The 20021-nt window shown below is 41.2% G+C and carries 13 protein-coding genes; 11 read left to right on the top strand and 2 right to left on the bottom strand.

What is annotated here, in order from left to right; all coding sequences use genetic code 11:
* The first annotated feature begins 3 nt into the window (after positions 1-3).
* The 11 genes from pstB (at position 4) to DW005_RS03175 (ending at position 19070) form a co-directional block, all read left to right on the top strand.
* Positions 4-756: a phosphate ABC transporter ATP-binding protein PstB gene (pstB, locus tag DW005_RS03225; RefSeq protein ID WP_117478137.1), complete on the top strand. Its 753-nt coding sequence runs from the start codon at positions 4-6 to the stop codon at positions 754-756.
* Positions 756-1403, top strand: a complete 648-nt coding sequence (gene phoU / locus DW005_RS03220) for a phosphate signaling complex protein PhoU (RefSeq protein WP_117478136.1) — start codon at positions 756-758, stop codon at positions 1401-1403. The genes pstB and phoU overlap by 1 nt, the downstream gene beginning before the upstream one ends.
* Positions 1404-1506: 103 nt before the next feature.
* Complete coding sequence (locus tag DW005_RS03215) at positions 1507-3600, top strand: methyl-accepting chemotaxis protein (protein WP_117478135.1); 2094 nt, start codon at positions 1507-1509, stop codon at positions 3598-3600.
* A 331-nt stretch (positions 3601-3931) separates the two neighbouring features.
* The gene (gene ileS / locus DW005_RS03210) at positions 3932-7093 is read left to right on the top strand and encodes an isoleucine--tRNA ligase (RefSeq protein WP_117478134.1); all 3162 of its coding nucleotides are present in this window, start codon (positions 3932-3934) and stop codon (positions 7091-7093) included.
* A gap of 32 nt (positions 7094-7125) precedes the next feature.
* Positions 7126-9588 carry a glycogen/starch/alpha-glucan phosphorylase gene (locus DW005_RS03205; RefSeq protein ID WP_117478133.1) on the top strand — a complete coding sequence of 821 codons (2463 nt, stop codon included), beginning with the start codon at positions 7126-7128 and terminating at the stop codon, positions 9586-9588.
* Between the two features lie 66 nt (positions 9589-9654).
* Positions 9655-10344: a M23 family metallopeptidase gene (locus DW005_RS03200; protein WP_117478132.1), complete on the top strand. Its 690-nt coding sequence runs from the start codon at positions 9655-9657 to the stop codon at positions 10342-10344.
* A gap of 109 nt (positions 10345-10453) precedes the next feature.
* Positions 10454-12925 carry a family 43 glycosylhydrolase gene (locus DW005_RS03195; RefSeq protein ID WP_117478131.1) on the top strand — a complete coding sequence of 824 codons (2472 nt, stop codon included), beginning with the start codon at positions 10454-10456 and terminating at the stop codon, positions 12923-12925.
* 131 nt (positions 12926-13056) lie between these two features.
* Positions 13057-13830 (top strand): helix-turn-helix transcriptional regulator, encoded by a 774-nt coding sequence (locus DW005_RS03190; protein ID WP_117478130.1) that lies wholly within the window; start codon positions 13057-13059, stop codon positions 13828-13830.
* Positions 13831-14034: 204 nt separating this feature from the next.
* Positions 14035-16206: a PT domain-containing protein gene (locus DW005_RS03185; protein WP_242989348.1), complete on the top strand. Its 2172-nt coding sequence runs from the start codon at positions 14035-14037 to the stop codon at positions 16204-16206.
* A 69-nt stretch (positions 16207-16275) separates the two neighbouring features.
* The gene (locus DW005_RS03180; RefSeq protein WP_117478128.1) at positions 16276-18273 is read left to right on the top strand and encodes a sialate O-acetylesterase; all 1998 of its coding nucleotides are present in this window, start codon (positions 16276-16278) and stop codon (positions 18271-18273) included.
* 173 nt (positions 18274-18446) lie between these two features.
* Positions 18447-19070: a hypothetical protein gene (locus DW005_RS03175; RefSeq protein WP_147324408.1), complete on the top strand. Its 624-nt coding sequence runs from the start codon at positions 18447-18449 to the stop codon at positions 19068-19070.
* Here the strand turns inward: DW005_RS03175 and DW005_RS03170 are convergent.
* Positions 19054-19566 carry a Gx transporter family protein gene (locus DW005_RS03170; RefSeq protein ID WP_117478127.1) on the bottom strand — a complete coding sequence of 171 codons (513 nt, stop codon included), beginning with the start codon at positions 19564-19566 and terminating at the stop codon, positions 19054-19056. The two genes, DW005_RS03175 and DW005_RS03170, sit on opposite strands and share 17 nt — an antisense overlap.
* Before the next feature lie 19 nt (positions 19567-19585).
* Positions 19586-19978, bottom strand: a complete 393-nt coding sequence (locus DW005_RS03165; RefSeq protein WP_117478126.1) for a NusG domain II-containing protein — start codon at positions 19976-19978, stop codon at positions 19586-19588.
* Positions 19979-20021: the final 43 nt, after the last annotated feature.

Below are 20021 nucleotides of genomic sequence, written 5' to 3'. Positions count from 1 at the left end.
AATATGGAAGATAAATTTTGCATACAAAACATGAATCTCTATTATGGAGATTTTCATGCACTGAAAGATGTCAGTATGAACATTCCGGCGAATGAGATTACCGCTTTTATCGGACCTTCCGGCTGCGGCAAATCCACATTTTTAAAATCGCTAAACCGGATGAATGATTTGGTAGAAGGGTGTCGGATTTTTGGTTCCCTTCAGTTAGATGGCGAAGATATTTACGGTGACATTGATGTCAATCTTCTTCGCAAGCGGGTTGGAATGGTGTTCCAGAACCCGAACCCATTTCCAATGAGTGTGTACGATAATATTGCTTATGGTCCACGAACTCATGGAATTCACTCCAAGGCAAAATTAGATGAAATAGTTGAACGGTCGCTGAAACAGGCAGCAATTTGGGACGAACTCAAAGACCGTTTGAAAAAAAGTGCCCTTGGTTTATCCGGCGGACAGCAGCAGCGTTTGTGTATTGCCAGAGCACTTGCAATAGAGCCGGAAGTGATTTTGATGGATGAACCAACAAGTGCCTTAGACCCGATTTCCACTTCAAGAATTGAGGATTTGATACTGGAATTAAAAGATAAATACACAATTGTAATGGTAACGCATAATATGCAGCAGGCAACGCGTGTATCTGACCGCACGGTATTTTTCCTTCTTGGAGAAGTAGTTGAAATGGACAAAACGGAAAAATTATTTTCCATGCCAACGGATAAACGTACAGAAGATTATATTACGGGGAGGTTTGGATGATGAGAAATCGATTTGACAGACAGCTTACAGAATTAAATCAGGACATGATTCAGATGGGGCATATGATTGGCCAGGCAATCGGCATGGCAATCAGCGCACTGAATAGCCGTGACAAAGAACAGGCGGAAAAAGTAATTGATTATGATGATGAAATTAATGAGGAAGAGCGGATTATAGAAAATCTCTGCCTGAAACTTTTGCTGCAGCAGCAGCCTGTGGCAAGGGATCTGCGCGTAATTTCATCGGCACTGAAAATGATTACAGACATGGAAAGAATTGGTGATCAGGCAGCAGATATTTCGGAAGTAACGCTGCATTTAATTGATGCTAAGTATAAAAGAGATATGGAGCATATTCGGAAGATGGCAGCAGAAACGACCTATATGGTTGTGCAGAGTGTGGAAGCATACGTAGAAAAAGACGAGGAAAAAGCAAAAGAAGTCATTGCACATGATGACATCATTGATGATTTATTTATTAAGTCAAGAGAGGATGTAATTTCTCTTATTCGCAGTAATCCGGAAGAAGGGGCTTGTGCGACGGATTTACTTATGATTGCAAAGTACTTTGAGCGAATCGGAGACCATGCCTGCAACATTGCGGAATGGGTCATTTTTTCAATTACCGGAGAGCACAAGAAAAAATAAAAATAAAAATAAGAATATGTAAAGTTATAATTGCATTTTTTCCTTATCAGCAGTAAAATAAATATAACATTGATTTTACTTATGAGATAGGAGGAGCGTGTGTATGAAATCAAAATCATTGCGATTTCGCATATTGTTACTATTGGTAGGGACAACGGCTATAGCTGCTTTAATTTGCGGAATTATAGGATATTATAATTCGAGAGCAGTTGCCGACAGTGATGCAAAAGAAAAATTGACGACAGTGAGTGAAGGGTATGGGAAAGATATCGATAACCTGCTTTCACAGGTAGAAGTTGCGGTGAATACTCTTGCAGATGTAACAAAAAATCAGATTCAGGATGTAGACAAGTTCAAAAGCAGCAGCAGCTACGTGGATTCCTGTACGGAGGCGTTAGAGACTACAGCTCTTCAGTGTGCGAATAACACGAAGGGCGCGATGACTTATTATATCCGCTATAATCCGGAATTTACAGAAGCAACATCCGGTATTTTTGCTTCGAAAGAGAGTGAGAATGCAGATTTTAAGTCATTGACACCGACAGATTTCAGCAGTTTTGACAAAGACGATGCAGAACATGTGGGCTGGTATTATATTCCGGTTAAAAATGGAAAGGCAACTTGGATGGATCCGTATTTAAATTCCAATGTGAATGTATATATGATTTCCTATGTTGTTCCGATTATGATTGACAATGAAGCAATTGGAGTTGTTGGCATGGATATCAACTTTAATCAGTTAAAACAACTTGCCGACAAAGCCAAATGTTTTGATTCCGGATATGTTTTCTTGGTTGATTCATCGAATAAAGTTTTGTCACATAAGGATATAAAACAGGGAACGGATTTGCAGAAAGTGGATGGCGAACTGGCCTCATTTGTGAAGGCCGGAAAGACGGGCGAAATAAAAGAGTACACTTATAATGGAAACAGGAAAATGGTAAGTGCTGTTTCATTGAAGAATGGCATGAAATTGGTAATGGCTGTTTTAGATAAAGAAGTGCAGAGCAATTCCACCCGCTTGATGTATATGATGATTATTGCGATTGTTGCAGCAACTTTATATGCAGCAATTACAGGATTTTTCTTCAGTGGTTCGATGATTCGTCCAATTAAGGATTTGACAGGAATTATTGAGAATACGGCGAAACTTAATTTTGTAAAAAGTGAAAAGGGTGAGAAATTAGTCCGTATGAAGGACGAGACCGGTGCGATGGCACGTGCCGTACAGCAGATGCGAAGTAAACTTCGTGCGATGGTAGCGTTAATTGACCAGGCAGGAATTAAAATGGGTGATAATGTTACCGACTTGACTGTGAATATGTCAGAGGTCAATGATATCTGTAATAATAACTCGGCCACGACAGAAGAACTCGCAGCAGCGATGGAAGAAGCAGCCAGTGCAACGGATACAGTAAATCAGACGATTGCAACCGTAAAAGAAAATGCCGAAAGTATTAAGGCACTTTCGGGAAGAGGTGCCGCACTGTCAACGGAAGTGATGGAGCGTGCGAATCAGTTAAAGACAACGACGGAGAATGCCGGAAAACGTACAGATGAAATGTATGCAGAAGTGAAACAGCGTACGGAAGTTGCGATGAAACAGGCAGAAGCGGTAGAGAAGATTAATGAACTTACGCATGATATTATGGAAATTTCTTCTCAGACAAATCTCCTTGCCTTAAATGCTTCCATTGAAGCAGCAAGAGCAGGAGAGGCCGGTAAAGGATTTGCCGTTGTAGCAACCGAAATCGGTGCTTTGGCTACACAGACCCAGAATGCAGTTGGTGATATCGACAGCATTATTGGCGAGGTACATAACGCAGTAAGCGGTATGGTAGATTGTTTACAGAATGCGATGGACTTTTTGGAAAATACGGTTCTTGGCGATTACAAAGGATTTATGGAAGTCGGCGAGAAGTATTCCGAAGATGCTGCTGCTTTTGAAGATGGCATGACTAAAATTAATCATTCAATTGTTACGTTGGTTGATGCGATTACTGATATTTCTCATTCAATCGAAGAGATTAATCTGACGGTAAATGAGTCGGCAACCGGTGTTTCAGACATTGCAGAGAAAACTTCTGAGATGGTTCGGAAGATTGAGGCAACCGGAACATTTATGCAGGATAGCGAAGAAAGTGCTAACAATTTAAATCAGATTGTCAGTGAATTTGATTTGGATGGCAAGAAATAACAAACTCTTGACAATTGCAAATAATCGTACTATCATGAAAATGCTCATAGAGAAAAGCGTTGACGGAGACAGTACCCTGTGTGGAAGTGTTTCAGTGAGCCGGCGATAGTGAGAATCCGGCACCAGTAAGCATAGGCGAATATCACTCCTTAGCTGCAAAGTCGAACGGTATTTATCCAGTAGACTACGCCGGTATCTCCCGTTATAGAGATATATGTTCGGTTTGTGAAACACTCACAGTCCTGACGTAGAAGACAGGTGGTATAATGAAAGTTTAGGCTCTCATCCTAGTTGGATGGGAGCTTTTTTATTTTTTTTAATGGAGGTAACTATGTATAACAAAGTATCAACAGGCATGAATTTTGTCGAGAGAGAAAAAGAAGTAGAAAAATTTTGGAAAGACAAAGATATTTTTCGCAAAAGTATTAAACTGCGTGAGGGGGCACCAACGTATATGTTTTACGATGGACCGCCAACGGCGAATGGAAAACCGCATATTGGTCATGTATTGACCCGTGTTATTAAAGATATGATTCCGCGTTACCGTACAATGAAAGGCTATCGTGTGCCGCGTAAAGCCGGATGGGACACGCATGGTCTGCCGGTTGAGCTGGAAGTAGAAAAACTGTTAGGTCTGGATGGAAAAGAGCAGATTGAAGAATATGGTATGGAACCATTTATTAATCAGTGTAAAGAATCTGTCTGGAAATACAAAGGTATGTGGGAAGACTTTTCCGATACCGTAGGTTTCTGGGCTGACATGGATGACCCATATGTCACATATGATGACAATTATATTGAGTCTGAGTGGTGGGCATTGAAGGAAATCTGGAATAAAGACCTTTTGTATAAAGGATTTAAAATCGTGCCTTACTGCCCTCGCTGTGGTACACCGTTGTCCGCACAGGAGGTTGCGCAGGGATACAAAACCGTAAAAGAGCGTTCTGCTATTGTCCGCTTTAAGGTGACAGGTGAGGATGCCTATTTCCTTGCATGGACGACAACACCTTGGACCCTGCCAAGTAACGTGGCTCTTTGTGTAAACCCGAATGATACTTACTGTAAAGTAAAAGCAGCAGATGGCTATACTTATTATATGGCGCAGGATCTTTTGGATACGGTACTTGGTAAACTGGCAAAAGATGATGAGCCGGCTTATGAAGTGTTAGAGAGTTTCCCGGGAACCGCATTAGAGCATAAAGAATATGAGCCATTGTTTGCCTGCGCGAAAGAGTGTGCTGATAAGCAGAACAAAAAAGGATTTTTCGTAACCTGTGATACTTACGTTACGATGACCGATGGTACCGGTATTGTTCATATCGCACCGGCATTTGGTGAAGATGATGCCAATGTGGGAAGAAACTATGACCTTCCTTTTGTGCAGTTTGTAAATGAAAAAGGCGAGTTGACAGAAGAGACTCCATTTGCAGGTATTTTCGTAAAGAAAGCGGACCCTGAGGTATTAAAAGACTTAGATGCCAGAGGACAGTTGTTTGATGCACCGAAGTTTGAGCATGAATATCCACACTGCTGGCGCTGTGATACACCGTTGATTTACTATGCAAGAGAATCCTGGTATATCCGTGAAACAGCAGTAAAAGACGATTTGATTAAAAATAATAACACTGTAAACTGGATTCCGGAGTCAATTGGAAAAGGACGTTTTGGAAACTGGTTAGAGAATATTCAGGACTGGGCAATTTCCCGTAACCGTTATTGGGGAACTCCATTAAACATCTGGGAGTGTGAAGGATGTGGACATCAGGAATGTATCGGCGGAAGAAAAGAACTGGCAGAGCGTGCCGGAGATCCAAAAGCCGCTGAGGTAGAACTCCACCGTCCATACATTGATGAAGTAACCTTTACCTGTCCGGATTGTGGAAAAGTTATGCACCGTGTACCGGAAGTAATCGACTGTTGGTTTGACTCCGGTGCGATGCCATTTGCACAGTATCACTATCCATTTGAAAATAAAGACGTGTTTGAGAAACAGTTTCCGGCCCAGTTTATCTCCGAGGCGGTTGACCAGACACGTGGATGGTTCCATTCGCTGATGGCAGAATCTACTTTACTTTTCAACAAAGCGCCTTATGAAAATGTAATTGTTCTTGGACATGTGCAGGATGAAAATGGACAGAAGATGAGTAAGAGTAAGGGAAATGCCGTAGATCCGTTTGATGCTCTGGAAAATTATGGAGCAGACGCAATCCGCTGGTATTTCTATGTAAACAGTGCACCATGGCTGCCGAACCGTTTCCATGGAAAAGCGGTTACCGAGGGACAGCGTAAATTCATGGGTACACTGTGGAACACATATGCCTTTTATGTGTTGTATGCGGAGATTGACCAGTTTAATCCAACCGAGCATACATTAGAATATGAGAAACTTTCGATTATGGACCGCTGGCTTTTGTCCCGTCTGTATTCGACGGTTAAAGAAGTTGATGAGGACCTTGACAACTACAAAATTCCGGAGACCGCAAAAGCATTGCAGAGTTTTGTGGAAGATATGAGTAACTGGTATGTGCGCCGCTGTCGTGATCGTTTCTGGGCAAAAGGCATGGAGCAGGATAAAATGAATGCCTACATGACTTTGTATACGGCACTTGTAACAATCAGTAAGGCAGCAGCTCCGATGATTCCATTTATGACCGAGAGCATTTATCAGAATCTTGTGTGCAATCTGGATTCAAAAGCACCGGAAAGTATTCATTTGTGTGATTTTCCGAAAGTTAAGGAAGAATGGATTGACAAAGAACTTGAGACACAGATGAAACAGCTTTTGGACATTGTTGTTCTTGGCCGTGCATGCCGTAATACAGCAAATATCAAAAACCGTCAGCCAATTGGAAAAATGTATGTAAAGGCAGAAGGCGAATTGTCCGATTTCTATAAAGAAATCATTGCAGATGAGCTGAATGTAAAAGAAGTTGTATTTACCAATGATACAAAAGAATTTACGACATATCAGTTTAAGCCGCAGCTTCGTACTCTCGGACGCCGTTTCGGAAGCCGTTTGAACGAATTGAAAGAAGTGCTTGCCGGATTAGATGGCAATGCTACGATGGATGCGTTGAATGCTTCCGGTGAAGTGACTGTTACGGTTGGCGGCGTAGATGAAGTGCTGGCAACAGAGGATTTGCTGGTAGAAACGGCACAGATGGATGGCTATGTGAGCGAGGAAGATCACGGTATTACCGTTGTATTGGATACAAACCTGACACCGGAGTTAATCGAGGAAGGATTTGTGCGTGAGGTTATCAGTAAAATTCAGACCATGCGTAAAGATGCAGGTTTTGAAGTGGTTGACCATATCCGTGTTTACGAGCAGGGAAATGATAAGATTAAAGAAATCATCAAAGCAAATGAATCTCAGATTAAAGCCGATGTTTTGGCAGATGAGGTTATTTTGGATAAAGTAGAAGGTTACACCGCAGATTGGAAAATTAACGGTGAGGCTGTTACACTGGGTGTTACAAAAGTGGAAGCGTAACGAAGAGTTTGTTACAGAAAGAGAGGTAATTTATGGCATTTGTAACGGAAAAGGAAAAGAAAAAGGAATTGAAGAATAACATTTCGAACTACATGAAATTGTTGTTCCGCCGTTCGGTTGAAGAGGCAACTCCACAGCAGTTGTTTCAGGCAGTTTCTTATGCAGTCAAAGATATCGTAGTTGATGACTGGATGGCAACGCACAAAGCCTATGAGAAAAAGGATGTGAAGACAGTTTACTATTTGTCCATGGAGTTTTTGATGGGTCGTGCACTTGGTAACATGATTATCAACCTCAAAGAGGACAAAGTTGTACGCGAGGTACTTGACGAGATGGGTGTAAACTTAGACTTGCTTGAGGATGAAGAGCCGGATGCAGCTCTTGGTAATGGTGGTCTTGGACGTTTGGCAGCCTGCTTTTTGGATTCCTTATCTACACTTGGGTATCCGGCTTATGGCTGTGGTATCCGCTACAAATATGGTATGTTCAAGCAGAAAATCGAAAATGGTTTCCAGATTGAAGCACCGGATGACTGGTTAAAAGATGGTAATCCATTTGAGATGAAGCGTCCGGAATATGCCGTTGAAGTACGTTTTGGCGGTTATGTAGCGGTAAGAAAAGACGAAAAGACCGGAAGGGATCGTTTTGTACAGGAAAATTATCAGTCCGTAATGGCAGTGCCTTATGATTTGCCGGTTGTCGGTTACGGAAACCACATTGTAAACACACTTCGTATCTGGGATGCTGAGGCAATTGATACGTTCAATCTGGATTCTTTTGATAAAGGTGATTATCAGAAGGCAGTTGAGCAGCAGAACCTTGCCCGTACTATTTGTGAAGTGCTGTATCCAAATGACAACCATATGGCAGGAAAAGAGCTTCGCTTGAAACAGCAGTATTTCTTTGTATCGGCAAGCGTGCAGCGTGCGATTATGAAGTATATGGAAAACCACAATGATATTCATGGTCTTCCGGAAAAAGTATGTTTCCAGTTAAATGATACCCATCCAACGGTAACAGTACCTGAATTGATGCGTATTTTGTTAGATGAATATGGTCTTGAGTGGGATGATGCGTGGGATATCACAACCCGTACCTGTGCTTATACAAACCATACAATTATGGCGGAAGCATTGGAGAAATGGCCGCTTGAGTTATTCTCCCGTCTGCTTCCTAGAATTTATCAGATTACCGAGGAAATTAACCGTCGTTTCCAGAATGAGATTCAGGCAAAGTATCCGGATAATCAGGATAAAGTAAAAAGTATGGCAATTATTTATGATGGTCAGGTCAAGATGGCACATCTTGCTATCGCTGCCGGATTTTCGGTAAATGGTGTGGCAAGGCTTCATACGGAAATTTTGAAACATCAGGAATTAAAAGATTTCTATGAAATGATGCCGGAGAAATTTAATAACAAGACAAATGGTATTACACAGCGTCGTTTCCTGCTTCATGGAAATCCGAAACTTGCTGCATGGGTAACAGACAAAATCGGTGATGAGTGGATTACAGACTTGTCTAAAATTGATAAACTTTCTGTTTTTGTGGATGATAAAAAAGCGCAGCAGGAATTTATGAATATCAAGTTCCAGAATAAAGTTCGTCTTGCGAAGTATATTAAGGAGCACAATGGTGTTGAAGTAGACCCTCATTCGATTTTCGATGTACAGGTAAAACGTCTGCATGAGTACAAACGCCAGCTGCTTAACATTTTGCATGTTATGTATTTGTATAATCAGTTGAAGAAAAATCCGGGTATGGATATGTATCCTCGTACTTTCATTTTTGGTGCGAAAGCTTCTGCCGGATACCGCCGTGCAAAGGCAATTATCAAACTGATTAACAGTGTTGCTGACGTAGTAAACAATGACGCTTCAATTGAAGGAAAAATCAAAGTTGTATTTATTGAAAACTACCGTGTGTCCAATGCAGAAATCATTTTTGCTGCTGCTGATGTATCAGAGCAGATTTCAACTGCAAGTAAAGAGGCATCCGGTACCGGTAATATGAAATTTATGCTAAATGGTGCACCTACCCTCGGAACAATGGATGGTGCCAATGTTGAAATCGTAGAAGAAGTAGGCGAGGAAAATGCTTTCATCTTCGGCCTTTCCTCACAGGAAGTAATTGATTTCGAGCATAATAACCAGTATGATCCGAAAGAAATTTACAACATGGATTCGGATATCCGTGCCGTGCTTACCCAGTTGATTGATGGAACATATTCCCCTGAAAATCTTGATTTGTTCCGTGAGATTTACAATTCTCTGCTTGAGACAAACGGCTATGAGCGTGCGGACCAGTACTTTATTTTGAAAGACTTCCGTTCTTATGAGGCGGCACAAAAGAAAGTAGAAGAAGCATACCGCGATGAGGAGCGATGGGCGAAGATGGCAATGCTCCAGACTGCTAAATGCGGTAAATTCTCTTCCGACCGCACCATCGAAGAATATGCGAAAGAGATTTGGCATTTGGAGAAAGTTACTTTGTAATAAAATTGAATAAATTATTTTAAAATCGAACATACTATCATCAAACAATTTTTGTGAGGTGATAGTATGTTTTTTAAACAAAAAGGATTCTATATATCATTAGCCTGTGGCATTGCTGCAATTGGCGCCTTTGCGGCGTTATGCATCAATATGAACCGCAGTGAACAAAAGGAGCCGGTGGCTTCGGCGAGTAATCCCCCGCAGGCGACCGCGGCGGCAACACCGGAGACGAAAGAAGCGTCCAGCAATCATGCAAATTCCGAGGTAAAAGAAAAGAAAACAAAAAAACGTAAGAAAAAATCTGTACAGACCAATGCAAAACCTGCGAAAAAGCAATTATCGTTTAATCAGGAAGAGGGCCTTTCCTGGCCAATAAAAGGCGATGTGCTGATGGAGTACAGCGCAGACAAAGTGGTATATTTTAAGACACTGGCACAGTACCGCACAAATCCGGCACTTCTTATAGAAGCCAAAGAAGGAATGGATGTAAAAGCGAGTGCGGATGGTATCGTGGAATCGGTGGAAACTTCTGAAGAAACCGGTCGTACGGTTTCGATATCAATTGGTGATGGTTTTACAGTTGTTTATGGACAGTTAAAAGATGTTTCTGTAAGTAAAGGTGATATGGTTTCGGAAGGACAGGTCCTCGGGAAAATTGCAGAGCCGACAAAGTATTATAAAGAAGAAGGAACAAACCTTTATTTTCAAGTGAAGGAGAATAAAACCACGGTAAATCCGATGTTGCTGCTTAAATAAGTGTGCCGAATATATCAAAAACAATACGTTTATCATCATGGCAGGGAACTTCTTTTTGTGTTATTATAAACAAAATATAAAAACTATATAATGTAAAGGAGGAACTGCCATGAAACAATGGAAACGAGTTAGTGGAGTTGTTTTATCGGGGATTTTAGCTTTGTCAATGACACTTGGCGGGATGACAGCGCCGGATGCAGGGGCAAAAGCGAAAAAAGCAAAATTAAAGACAAAAAAGATTAGTGTTACGGTAGGAAAGAAGAAAACAATTAAAATTGCAAACAAGAAAAAATCCTGCAAGTACACATTTAAGAGTAACAAGAAAAAGGTTGCCAAAGTATCGAAAAAGGGTGTTGTGACCGGTCAGAAGAAGGGGACAGCCAAGATTACGGTAAAAGAAGTTAAAAAGAACGGAAAAACGAGAAAACTTGGAACTGTTAAGGTAACAGTGACGAGGAAAAAAGGACCGGATAAAAACGTAGTAAATACGACAAAACCTACGGCAAAGGCTACAGCGAAAGCAACAGAAAAGCCAAATCCGGCAAAAGCAACACCGACACCTGTTGTAAAAGGCACATCGGTAAAAGTGTATACGGACGAAATTAAGGATTCTAATTTGGTTGCAGAGGCAGACGGATTTGGACATATGCCGACACCGGAACCGACAAAATCAGCAGATGCTACACCGGAACCAACACCGGCAGTGCTTGTTAATGCGGACATGGAAAAGGGCGAATATGAGCCAATCGCTTCTCGTGGTTCAGCTTCTATTTCAGTCGTTGATGATGGAGCAAATAACACAAAGAAAAGTGCTAAAGTAACAGGACGTACAGCAGACTGGCATGGTGCTTCAATTGATGTTTCTTCTTTGGTTGAAACAGACAATGAATATGCGATTTCTTTTTATGCAAAGCAGGAAACAGGAGAGGATCAGAAACTGGATCTTTCCATGCAGTATGTTGGGGATGATGAGTCCACTCATTACGATTCAATTACGTCCGTTGAACTTTCGGATTCTACATGGACAAAATGTGAGGCAACTATGAAGGTGCCGGAGCACACGGGAACGATCTTGATTTACTGGCAGTCTGTGTACCAATCCAATAATGATATGGACTTTTACCTGGATGAGGTAACCATGACAGGAGTTGCAAAAACAGCGGATAAAGATGCAGGCGTTCCGGATCTTAGTACAGGACTTGTTAAAGGGAAAATCGGTAATCCGATTATGACCTCCCGTTTGACAGCGGATCCGTGGGCTATGGAATACAACGGAAGAGTGTATGTTTATGGAACAAATGATTCTCAGCAGTACGAGGCAGCAGCTAATGCAGATAATAACTACAGCAAAATTAAATCATTGAACTGCTATTCTTCTGCCGATATGGTGAACTGGACAGATCATGGAACGATTGCAGTATCCGGAAGTAAAGGAGCTGCGAAATGGTCGGCAAATTCATGGGCACCTGCAGTATGTCATAAGAAGATTAACGGCAAAGAGAAATTCTTCCTGTATTTTGCGAACAACGCAAGCAGTATTGGTGTATTGACGGCAGACAGCCCAACCGGTCCTTGGACGGATCCGATTGGAAAACCAATTATTGACCGCTCTATTACCGGCTGTGCAGAATCTGAAATTGGATGGCTCTTTGACCCGGCAGTTTTGGTTGACGATGATGGAACCGGCTACCTTTATTTTGGTGGTATTGGTAATACCGATGGAAAGAAAGAAGACTTTATCCGCAATCCTAAATGTGCACGAGTTGTAAAACTTAGTGACGATATGACTAGTGTAGATGGGGATGCAAAAACGATTGATGCACCATTCATGTTTGAAGATTCCGGTATTAACAAAATCGGAGATAAGTATTATTACAGTTACTGCACAAACTGGACCGGAAGCATTGACGGTGTTACCATTGACCGTGCAGACTGCCCGACGGCAAACATTGCGGTAATGGTAAGTGACAGCCCAATGGGTGACTTTAAATATGTTGGCTGTGTTTTGAAAAATCCGGGTACATATTTTGGAGTAACCGGTAATAACCATCACTGTTTTACACAGTTTAATGGTAAACTGTATGCATTTTATCATACGAAGAAAGACACAATAGCAGTCGGTACGAAACAGGATTACCGTACGACTTATGTAAATGAGTTAAATCTTGGTGACAATGGAGATTTTACAAATGCGGATGGAACAATTGCCGATACAAAGATGACAAAGACCGGTGTATCATCGATTGGTACAATCAATCCTTATGAGACGGTTGAGGCAGAAACATTTGCGATGGCAGATACGGTAGGAACTGTTATTAATAATGAAAAAGCGTCCAATGAAGACTGGGCCGTAAATTATTCCGTATACAATGGAAAGATTGGTGCTTATATTGGTGTAGCGGATGTTGATTTTGGAACGGATGGAGCATCTGAAATTACCATGAAACTTGGTGATTCCACATCGGATTCTTACCAGACGGTTACAAAGAAACTCGGTAAAAAGCTGACAGGAAAGCATACCATTTATTTTGAGTTTGATACACTGGATGTTCGTATGGATTCTTGGAGCTTTAAAAAGTAATAGTATTGTTTTGTAGATGTATAAAAGGACAGCATACCATAGAAGATTGTGGTGTGTTGTTCTTTTTTGTGTTGCTATAATTCAAAATGACATGTTATAATAGCACTAATAGTTGAGGAGGTGTTTAATACATGTTTCGAATTATATATGCAGTCGAACGTGAATGTAAGCCGGAGGGGTTTGAGGATAATCTTGTATTTGCTGAAGGTGAGTATGAGATGATGTTGTTTGAAAACGATACGATGATTGAAGTGGATGGCGAAATGCGTCCATACCCGGCACATACCGGGATTATTTATAAGCCCGGACAGAGAGTTCATTATCATGCGAAAGAGGGAAGATTAACATACACATGGATACGATTTGATTGTGATGAACCATTGTTTGCGGAAGGCTATGTGCCATTTGGGGTTCCTATTTTCTGTTCAAATTATGACTATTTTCTTGTTTATTGGCATATGGTTGCCTGTGAGAATTATTGGCATAGTAAAAGCGAAGAATATATTATTTCGAATTTGATGCATATTATTTTCCACTGGTTTCATGATTATGCATTTCCTAAGCAAGGCTCCAGGTATCAGCCGCTCTTAGAAAAACTGCGCGGGGATATTTATGCACATCCGGAATATGACTGGACGTTGGAAATGATGGCAGAGCGGATAAATCTAAGTCCACGCTCGCTTCAGAAAGTGTATAAAAATTTTGCAAATGTTTCATGTATTTCAGAAGTGATTGAGAGTCGGATGATTCGGGCAAAGATGCTTTTACTTCGAAGTGCCTTTGATGTTGGTGAAATTAGTATGCAGTGTGGATATCGCAATGTAGAGCATTTTTGCCGCCAATTTAAAAAGCATGAAGGATGTTCTCCAAGCCATTATCGTAAAGAACATTTGGTTCGGCCGTAAAGTGTGCATGATAAATCAATTTTCGTTCAAGATATATCATGGATTTGCTGCAGGAAGTGAGTTATACTAATACTCAAGTAAATCAATATTTACTTTCCCTCAAAACAAACTCTTATAACTAAAAATACTGTCATTGTGAAAACAGTGGCAGTATTTTGCTTTTTTGGGGTTTTGATGGAAAAGTCAAAAAGGAGGAATCAGAGCATGAGAAAAAATGTATTTCGTGCAAAGGGGCTTGCACTGTTATTAACAGCTGCCCTGCTTGTGCCGCAGATGTCGGGCGTATCTGCTGATGCAAAAGCAAAAAAACCAAAATTGAGTAGAACAAAGGTTTCCGTTACAGTGGGGAAAACAAAAAAGGTGACAGTAAAAAATGCAAAAAAAGTTACTTGGAAAGTAACAAAAAAAGCAGCCAAAATTGTTAAACTCACAAAGAAATCCAAAAAGGGAGCAACAATTAAAGGCTTAAAAAAAGGAACTGCAAAAATTTCCGTTCAAATGAAGAATGGAAAGAAAAAAGTGAAAAAGACGCTTACGGTGAAAGTAAGCAGTGCAAAAAAAGTTGTTGTTACCGCAGAACCGGCTAAGACTACAAACAAACCGACAAACGGTCCAACGAATGGTCCAACAAAAGAACCGGTAAAAGAGCCAACAGCGACACCGACTGCAACATCAACAACAGAACCGTCGGTAACGCCAACAGCAACGCCGACAGAAGAACCATCGGCAGAGCCAACAGCGACACCAACACCAATGCCGCTTCCGGATCTTGGTAAAAACGACGTTAAAGTTGACCTGACAAAAGAAAACGAATACGGGCAGAATTCAGTATTGGAAGATACCATTACTTATTATGAAGGAAATGGTGTAAGCTATACATCGACCGGAGAATTTAGCGGTGGTGGTGTAGCATACTGGACCAATGCAGACAAGTCCGGAATTGATTTATCCAAATACAAATCCATTCGTATTGTAGCGTCATCAGATACAGCAAATACACCTGTTGTTTGTGAATTGCTGAAGAGCAATCCGGCAAATGTATGGGGTGGTGGAATCGACGTATTTGATGGCTACAGTGAGTACAATGCTATTACAGAAGCTGGTAAAGCACAAGTGTTTGAATTCCAGATTAGTGATGATTTGGCAGCTGATTTGGCAGAGGGAACACTTGCTTACGGTATTCGCTTGAAATACAATGCATATCATACGGATGGTGACGATTTACCAAATTGCAATTTTAATATTTATTCCATTATTCTTATGGGAAAAGATGATGTGCCAGAGCCAACAGCAACACCAACAGAAGAACCGACACCAACACCTGGTGTGGCAAGCGGAAGTGCTGCGGTTGTGGTAACAGCGACAGGAAGTGCGGCAGGACTTGATTTGGAAGAGGGAGATACTCTTGATTTAAATGCCAGTGTAAGCACTACTGGATGTGCGGTAACCGGTGATATTGTTTGGACAAGCTCCAATGAAGAGGTAGCAACGGTTAGTGCAAGTGGCGCATCGGCAACAGTAACGGCGGTTGGAGAAGGAACGGCAACGATTAAAGCAACAATTACAACCGATACCGGCATTGTTACATATGACAAATATGATGTTACGGTAGTCGCTTCTGACCTTGTTTTAGAAGGTGATGATTTAGGAGCAGGTGCATCTTATACGTATGTACCTAATGGATTTGCTCTGTATGCTTCTATGGGAATTTTTGAGATTGATAAGTCAAAATTGAGTAAAGAAGGAACAACTATTTCGATAAAGTACACAGCGATGGAAGGAGATACTGACGTAAAAGATACACAGAGATTTAACATTGGATTAAAGACCGGTGACAAATGGAATTCCCCGGCAATTAAAGATTACTATGGCAAGACAGGCGGCGAGGTAAATCTAACATTGACTGCTGATGACATGAAGAAAATCGGTGCGGATGATAAGGTTTATGTTCATGTAGGCACAGGAACTGCCGGATTTAAAGGAACATTTACGTATCTGTCGGTAACAGCAGGAGAAGATAGTCTTGTGTCGGAACTTCCAAAGGCTGTAAGTTATGTGGAAAGCGGACTGGCACAGTGGGCTCCAACAGCAAAAGTTATGCTTCCGAGTGATATTGATTTTAAGCAATATTCAAAATGCCAGATTGAATTTACAGCATCCGATCCGACTTTCGAATTCCACGGAATTGTTGGTCATAAAGTGAATGGTAAAGATGTAACAGATCCTAAGTATGGTGTTACATCAGAAGGATATTTTGAGGTAAATCTTTCCAATGTGAAAAAAGAAGAGGGTACAGAACCGTTTGTTGTAATCAATGCCGGAAAGGCAGGGTACGCAGGCTCTGTGACGATTACTAAGATAACATTTGTAAAATAGTATTTGCGATGAAAGAGACCTGCTCTTTTTGCAGGTCTCTTTCGTTATCAAAGGAAAGCGAGAGTATTAATGAAATTAAAAAAAATCATGAAATGGTCGGTGATTACGATGGCAATGATGGCGGGGATTTGTTTTGCGCCGCAGTCGGGAAAAGCGGCGGAAAAATTGGAGGTTAAAATTCCTACCGAGCGCGCAATTTATCAAAGGGACAATAACAATTATGCCAACGTAAAGGTTTCTATTGAGTACAGTGGAACCGGGGAGGTGTCGGCAAAACTTTATGACGGAGATAAAGAATTAGGAAAAACGGCGGTTTTAACCAAAGGGGAAGGTAATACATATGAAGGAAGTATTGCAAATGTACCCGGAGGTGGCTGGTATACATTGATTGTAAATGCGGGAAGTGAGAGTAAAACAGTAGAAAAAGTTGGAGTCGGTGAAGTTTTTATTACCGGTGGACAGTCAAATTCCTGTAACTTTGGAGGCGAAAAAACAACTGCTCAATCAGATTTAGTATCAGCATATAATCCGAATACTAACACGTGGCAGCATTGTGAGGACAGTCAGCCGAGTGAAAGTGGATTTAATACCGGTAATGGCGGTGGCTCCGCATGGCCTTCCATGGGAGACGCCCTGACACAGAAGACTGGTGTTCCGGTTGGCTTTGTATCAACGGGTGTTGGTTCTGCTAAAATTGAGGAACTTCGTACAAAACATTATTTTGCAATTAAAAATGCAATTAATGACTTGAAGCCATATGGGTATCGTGCTTTTTTGCTTCACCAGGGAGAGGCTGATACGGATGGAACAAAGCGCGAAAAATATCTGGCTTCTTTACAGCAGTTAATTGCACAGACAAGAGAAGATGCCGGATATAATTTGAATTGGTGCATTGCGCAGGTTTCCTATGCATGGAGCAATTACAATAATACGAAGAAAATGGAATCCATGAAAGAGACCCAGCGTGCGGCCTGCAACGATGAAACTATTTTTGTGGGACCAACGACCGATGATTTACAGGGTGAGTATCGACACACGGATAATCTTCATCTGAGCAAACTTGGTTTGATTGAACACGGAAAACGCTGGGCAGATGTTGTGTATAATAAAATGATTACAGCATATGAAGTTTCCATGGATACAAATACGAAGCATGGTCAGATAAGTGGAGAAAAATCCACATATCATGCTGGTGACATTGTAAAGGTAAGTGTAAAGGCAGATGAAGGATACTATTTGAAAATAGGTTCCTTTAAGGTAAATGGAAAGCAGGAAGCACTGGATGGTTCTTCATTTGTTATGCATGCGGAAAATGCCGTTATGACAGGAGAATTTGTGACAATAGACGAGCTGGTTGGTTTTCTAAAGGATGAATTAGATAAGGCGAAAAAAATTGATGCAGCCAAGTATGAAGAGGTATCGGCAACTGCACTAAAAAATGCAATTTTGGCAGGTGAACAAGCGATAATTACGCCGGCGGTAACTGGGGAACAGGTTCAAAAATGTACGGTTGAACTTATGACAGCACAAACGTCACTTGTTGAAAAGTCAGTGCCGGATGCAACACCAACACCGCTTCCGACAGCAACACCAACCGCTGCCCCAACAGAAGCACCGAAACAGACAGAAGAACCAAAACAGACAGAAGAACCAGGTGTCAGTCAGCCGGTTGCCGGTACACCTGCCGCAAAGACAAAACTTCCGAAAAAAGGAACCATAATCAAAAAAGGTGGGGTGAAATATGTAATTACAACGTCTTCCGGAAAGGTAAAGACGGTATCCGTTCTCGGAGTGGCAAACAAGACAAAGAAAAGTATTACGATAGCCAAGACAGTTTCTTATAAAGGGTATCAATATGCCGTAACCGGAATTTGCAAAAAAGCGTTTTACAAAATGTCAAAATTAAAGAAAATAAAGGTCTTGTCAACAAAGATAACAAAGGTCGGTAAGCAGGCATTCAAAAAAACAAATGTTAAATTAAAAATTCAGGTTCCAAAGAAAAAACTAAAAAAATACCGGAAATTGTTTCAGGGAAAGGGACTTGGCAAAAAAGCAAATATCGTGTAATATACGAAAAGAAAAAGACATCGTGGTCTGAAACGGTGTCTTTTTCTGCTTTTGGACAAAAGGAGATTTTATTTGCATTTTGCAGAAAAATGATTTACAATGATAATGAATCATTAGACTTATGATTACACATAAGAGGAGAAATTTGAACAGCCACGGAAGGCGTGATGATTATGATAGCGGCATATAATTTATATCTTGGGGGCTTCCTGCCGGAAGTGTCACCAAAAAACAGTATTCACAACAAAAGAGAATTAAAAAATAAATATAAAAGCATTGTCAGCCTGAATAATGCAAATCCGCTTGTTATGGTGAAACTTTCTGCGGACACGCAGGCGTATGCGCTGAATGTGAAGGAAATGTCGATGGAACTTTCGGAAGCTTCGCAGGATGTGCTTAATGGGCGAAGTGAGGACGTGGAGGATAACATGAACCGCGTCTTGTCGTTGTACAATGGTCTGCTCAAACGCAGTGACGAGTATGGCGAGGAAAATCATAAGCCGTCGAGACCGGGTGGTGAGCTGCGCTATCTCGTAGAAGGACACACGGCAGAATTGTTTGAATCCGGAATTGCGATTGATTCTGATGGCTTCTTGTCATTTTCAGATGAGGCAGAGATAAAAGTACCGGAGAAATTTATTACGGATTTGGCATCGAAAGCAGAACAGATGAGTATGAATCCGATGGAGTATGTGGATAAGAAAGTTTATAGTTATGCACATTTATATCAGAGCGACATTGGAACTGCTTATCAGGCATCTGCATTTAGCGGTATGCTGTTTAATTCGTACTGTTAAAGAGAGGGATTCTTTGTCGGCAAAGCAGAACAAAGGCACCAATCAGACCGCCGGCAATTAAGCCGGAGAAATACAAAAAAGGAAAATAAGGAAGGATGGCAGAAGGCCCCACAAGCCATGCGGCTACGGCAAACTGCCCGATGTTATGTGTAATTCCGCCTGCAACACTAACTCCGAAAGTGGAAATGTGTAAGTGGGTTTTATTTTTCAACAAATTCATAATAATAAGACTAAGTATGCTTCCGGCGAGGCTGTATAGAAATCCGAACAGACTGCCAAAGGTAAAAGCGTTTAACAGTCCTCGTACAATGCTTACGGTAAGCGCCTGGTAGAAGCCGTTTTTGTACAAAACAAGTACAATAACCAGATTAGCAAGCCCCAGTTTGATTCCCGGAAATGGGATAGGAAGCGGAAAAAGACTTTCAATATAACTGAATATGAAAGCGATGGCGGTAAAAATAGCAAGTTCAGTGATTGTGTGGATGTGCGGTTTCATATAAGCCTCCTGTTTGGTATTATCGTACAATAGCATCCGGTGCAGAATCCGAAGAAGAATCCGTAATGGTTATGACAAGACGGTGCGGCAGACAGACAATCGACTGTCCGGCTTCTTTAATTGAGCCGGTTTTGACACAGGTTTTGTCACCACAGTCTGCATCCGTCATAGTAACGGCGCCATCCTGAATAAGGAATTGATTGCTTCCTCCGTCTGTACAGCGAATCGTTTGTTTTGTGTTTTCTGACAGGGGTAAGGATAGAATCAATTTTCCATTTTCACGAACTTCAACGGTTGAGGCAGGTGTGGATTTTGGATAATAAATCCAGACGGTAATGCCGATGCCGATGAATAATAAAAATAAAATTAATATAAAATCGCTTTTGGTAAGATGTGAGCGTAAATTTGACATTGTTATCTCCTTGTCAACCGTAAAAACATTAAGCAACTATCTT

It is taken from the genome of Clostridium sp. AF36-4 (assembly GCF_003435975.1).
Classification (GTDB): domain Bacteria; phylum Bacillota; class Clostridia; order Lachnospirales; family Lachnospiraceae; genus Eubacterium_F.
The sequence above is the reverse complement of the archived record's forward strand: the minus strand, read 5'-3'. Positions and strand labels throughout refer to the sequence as shown.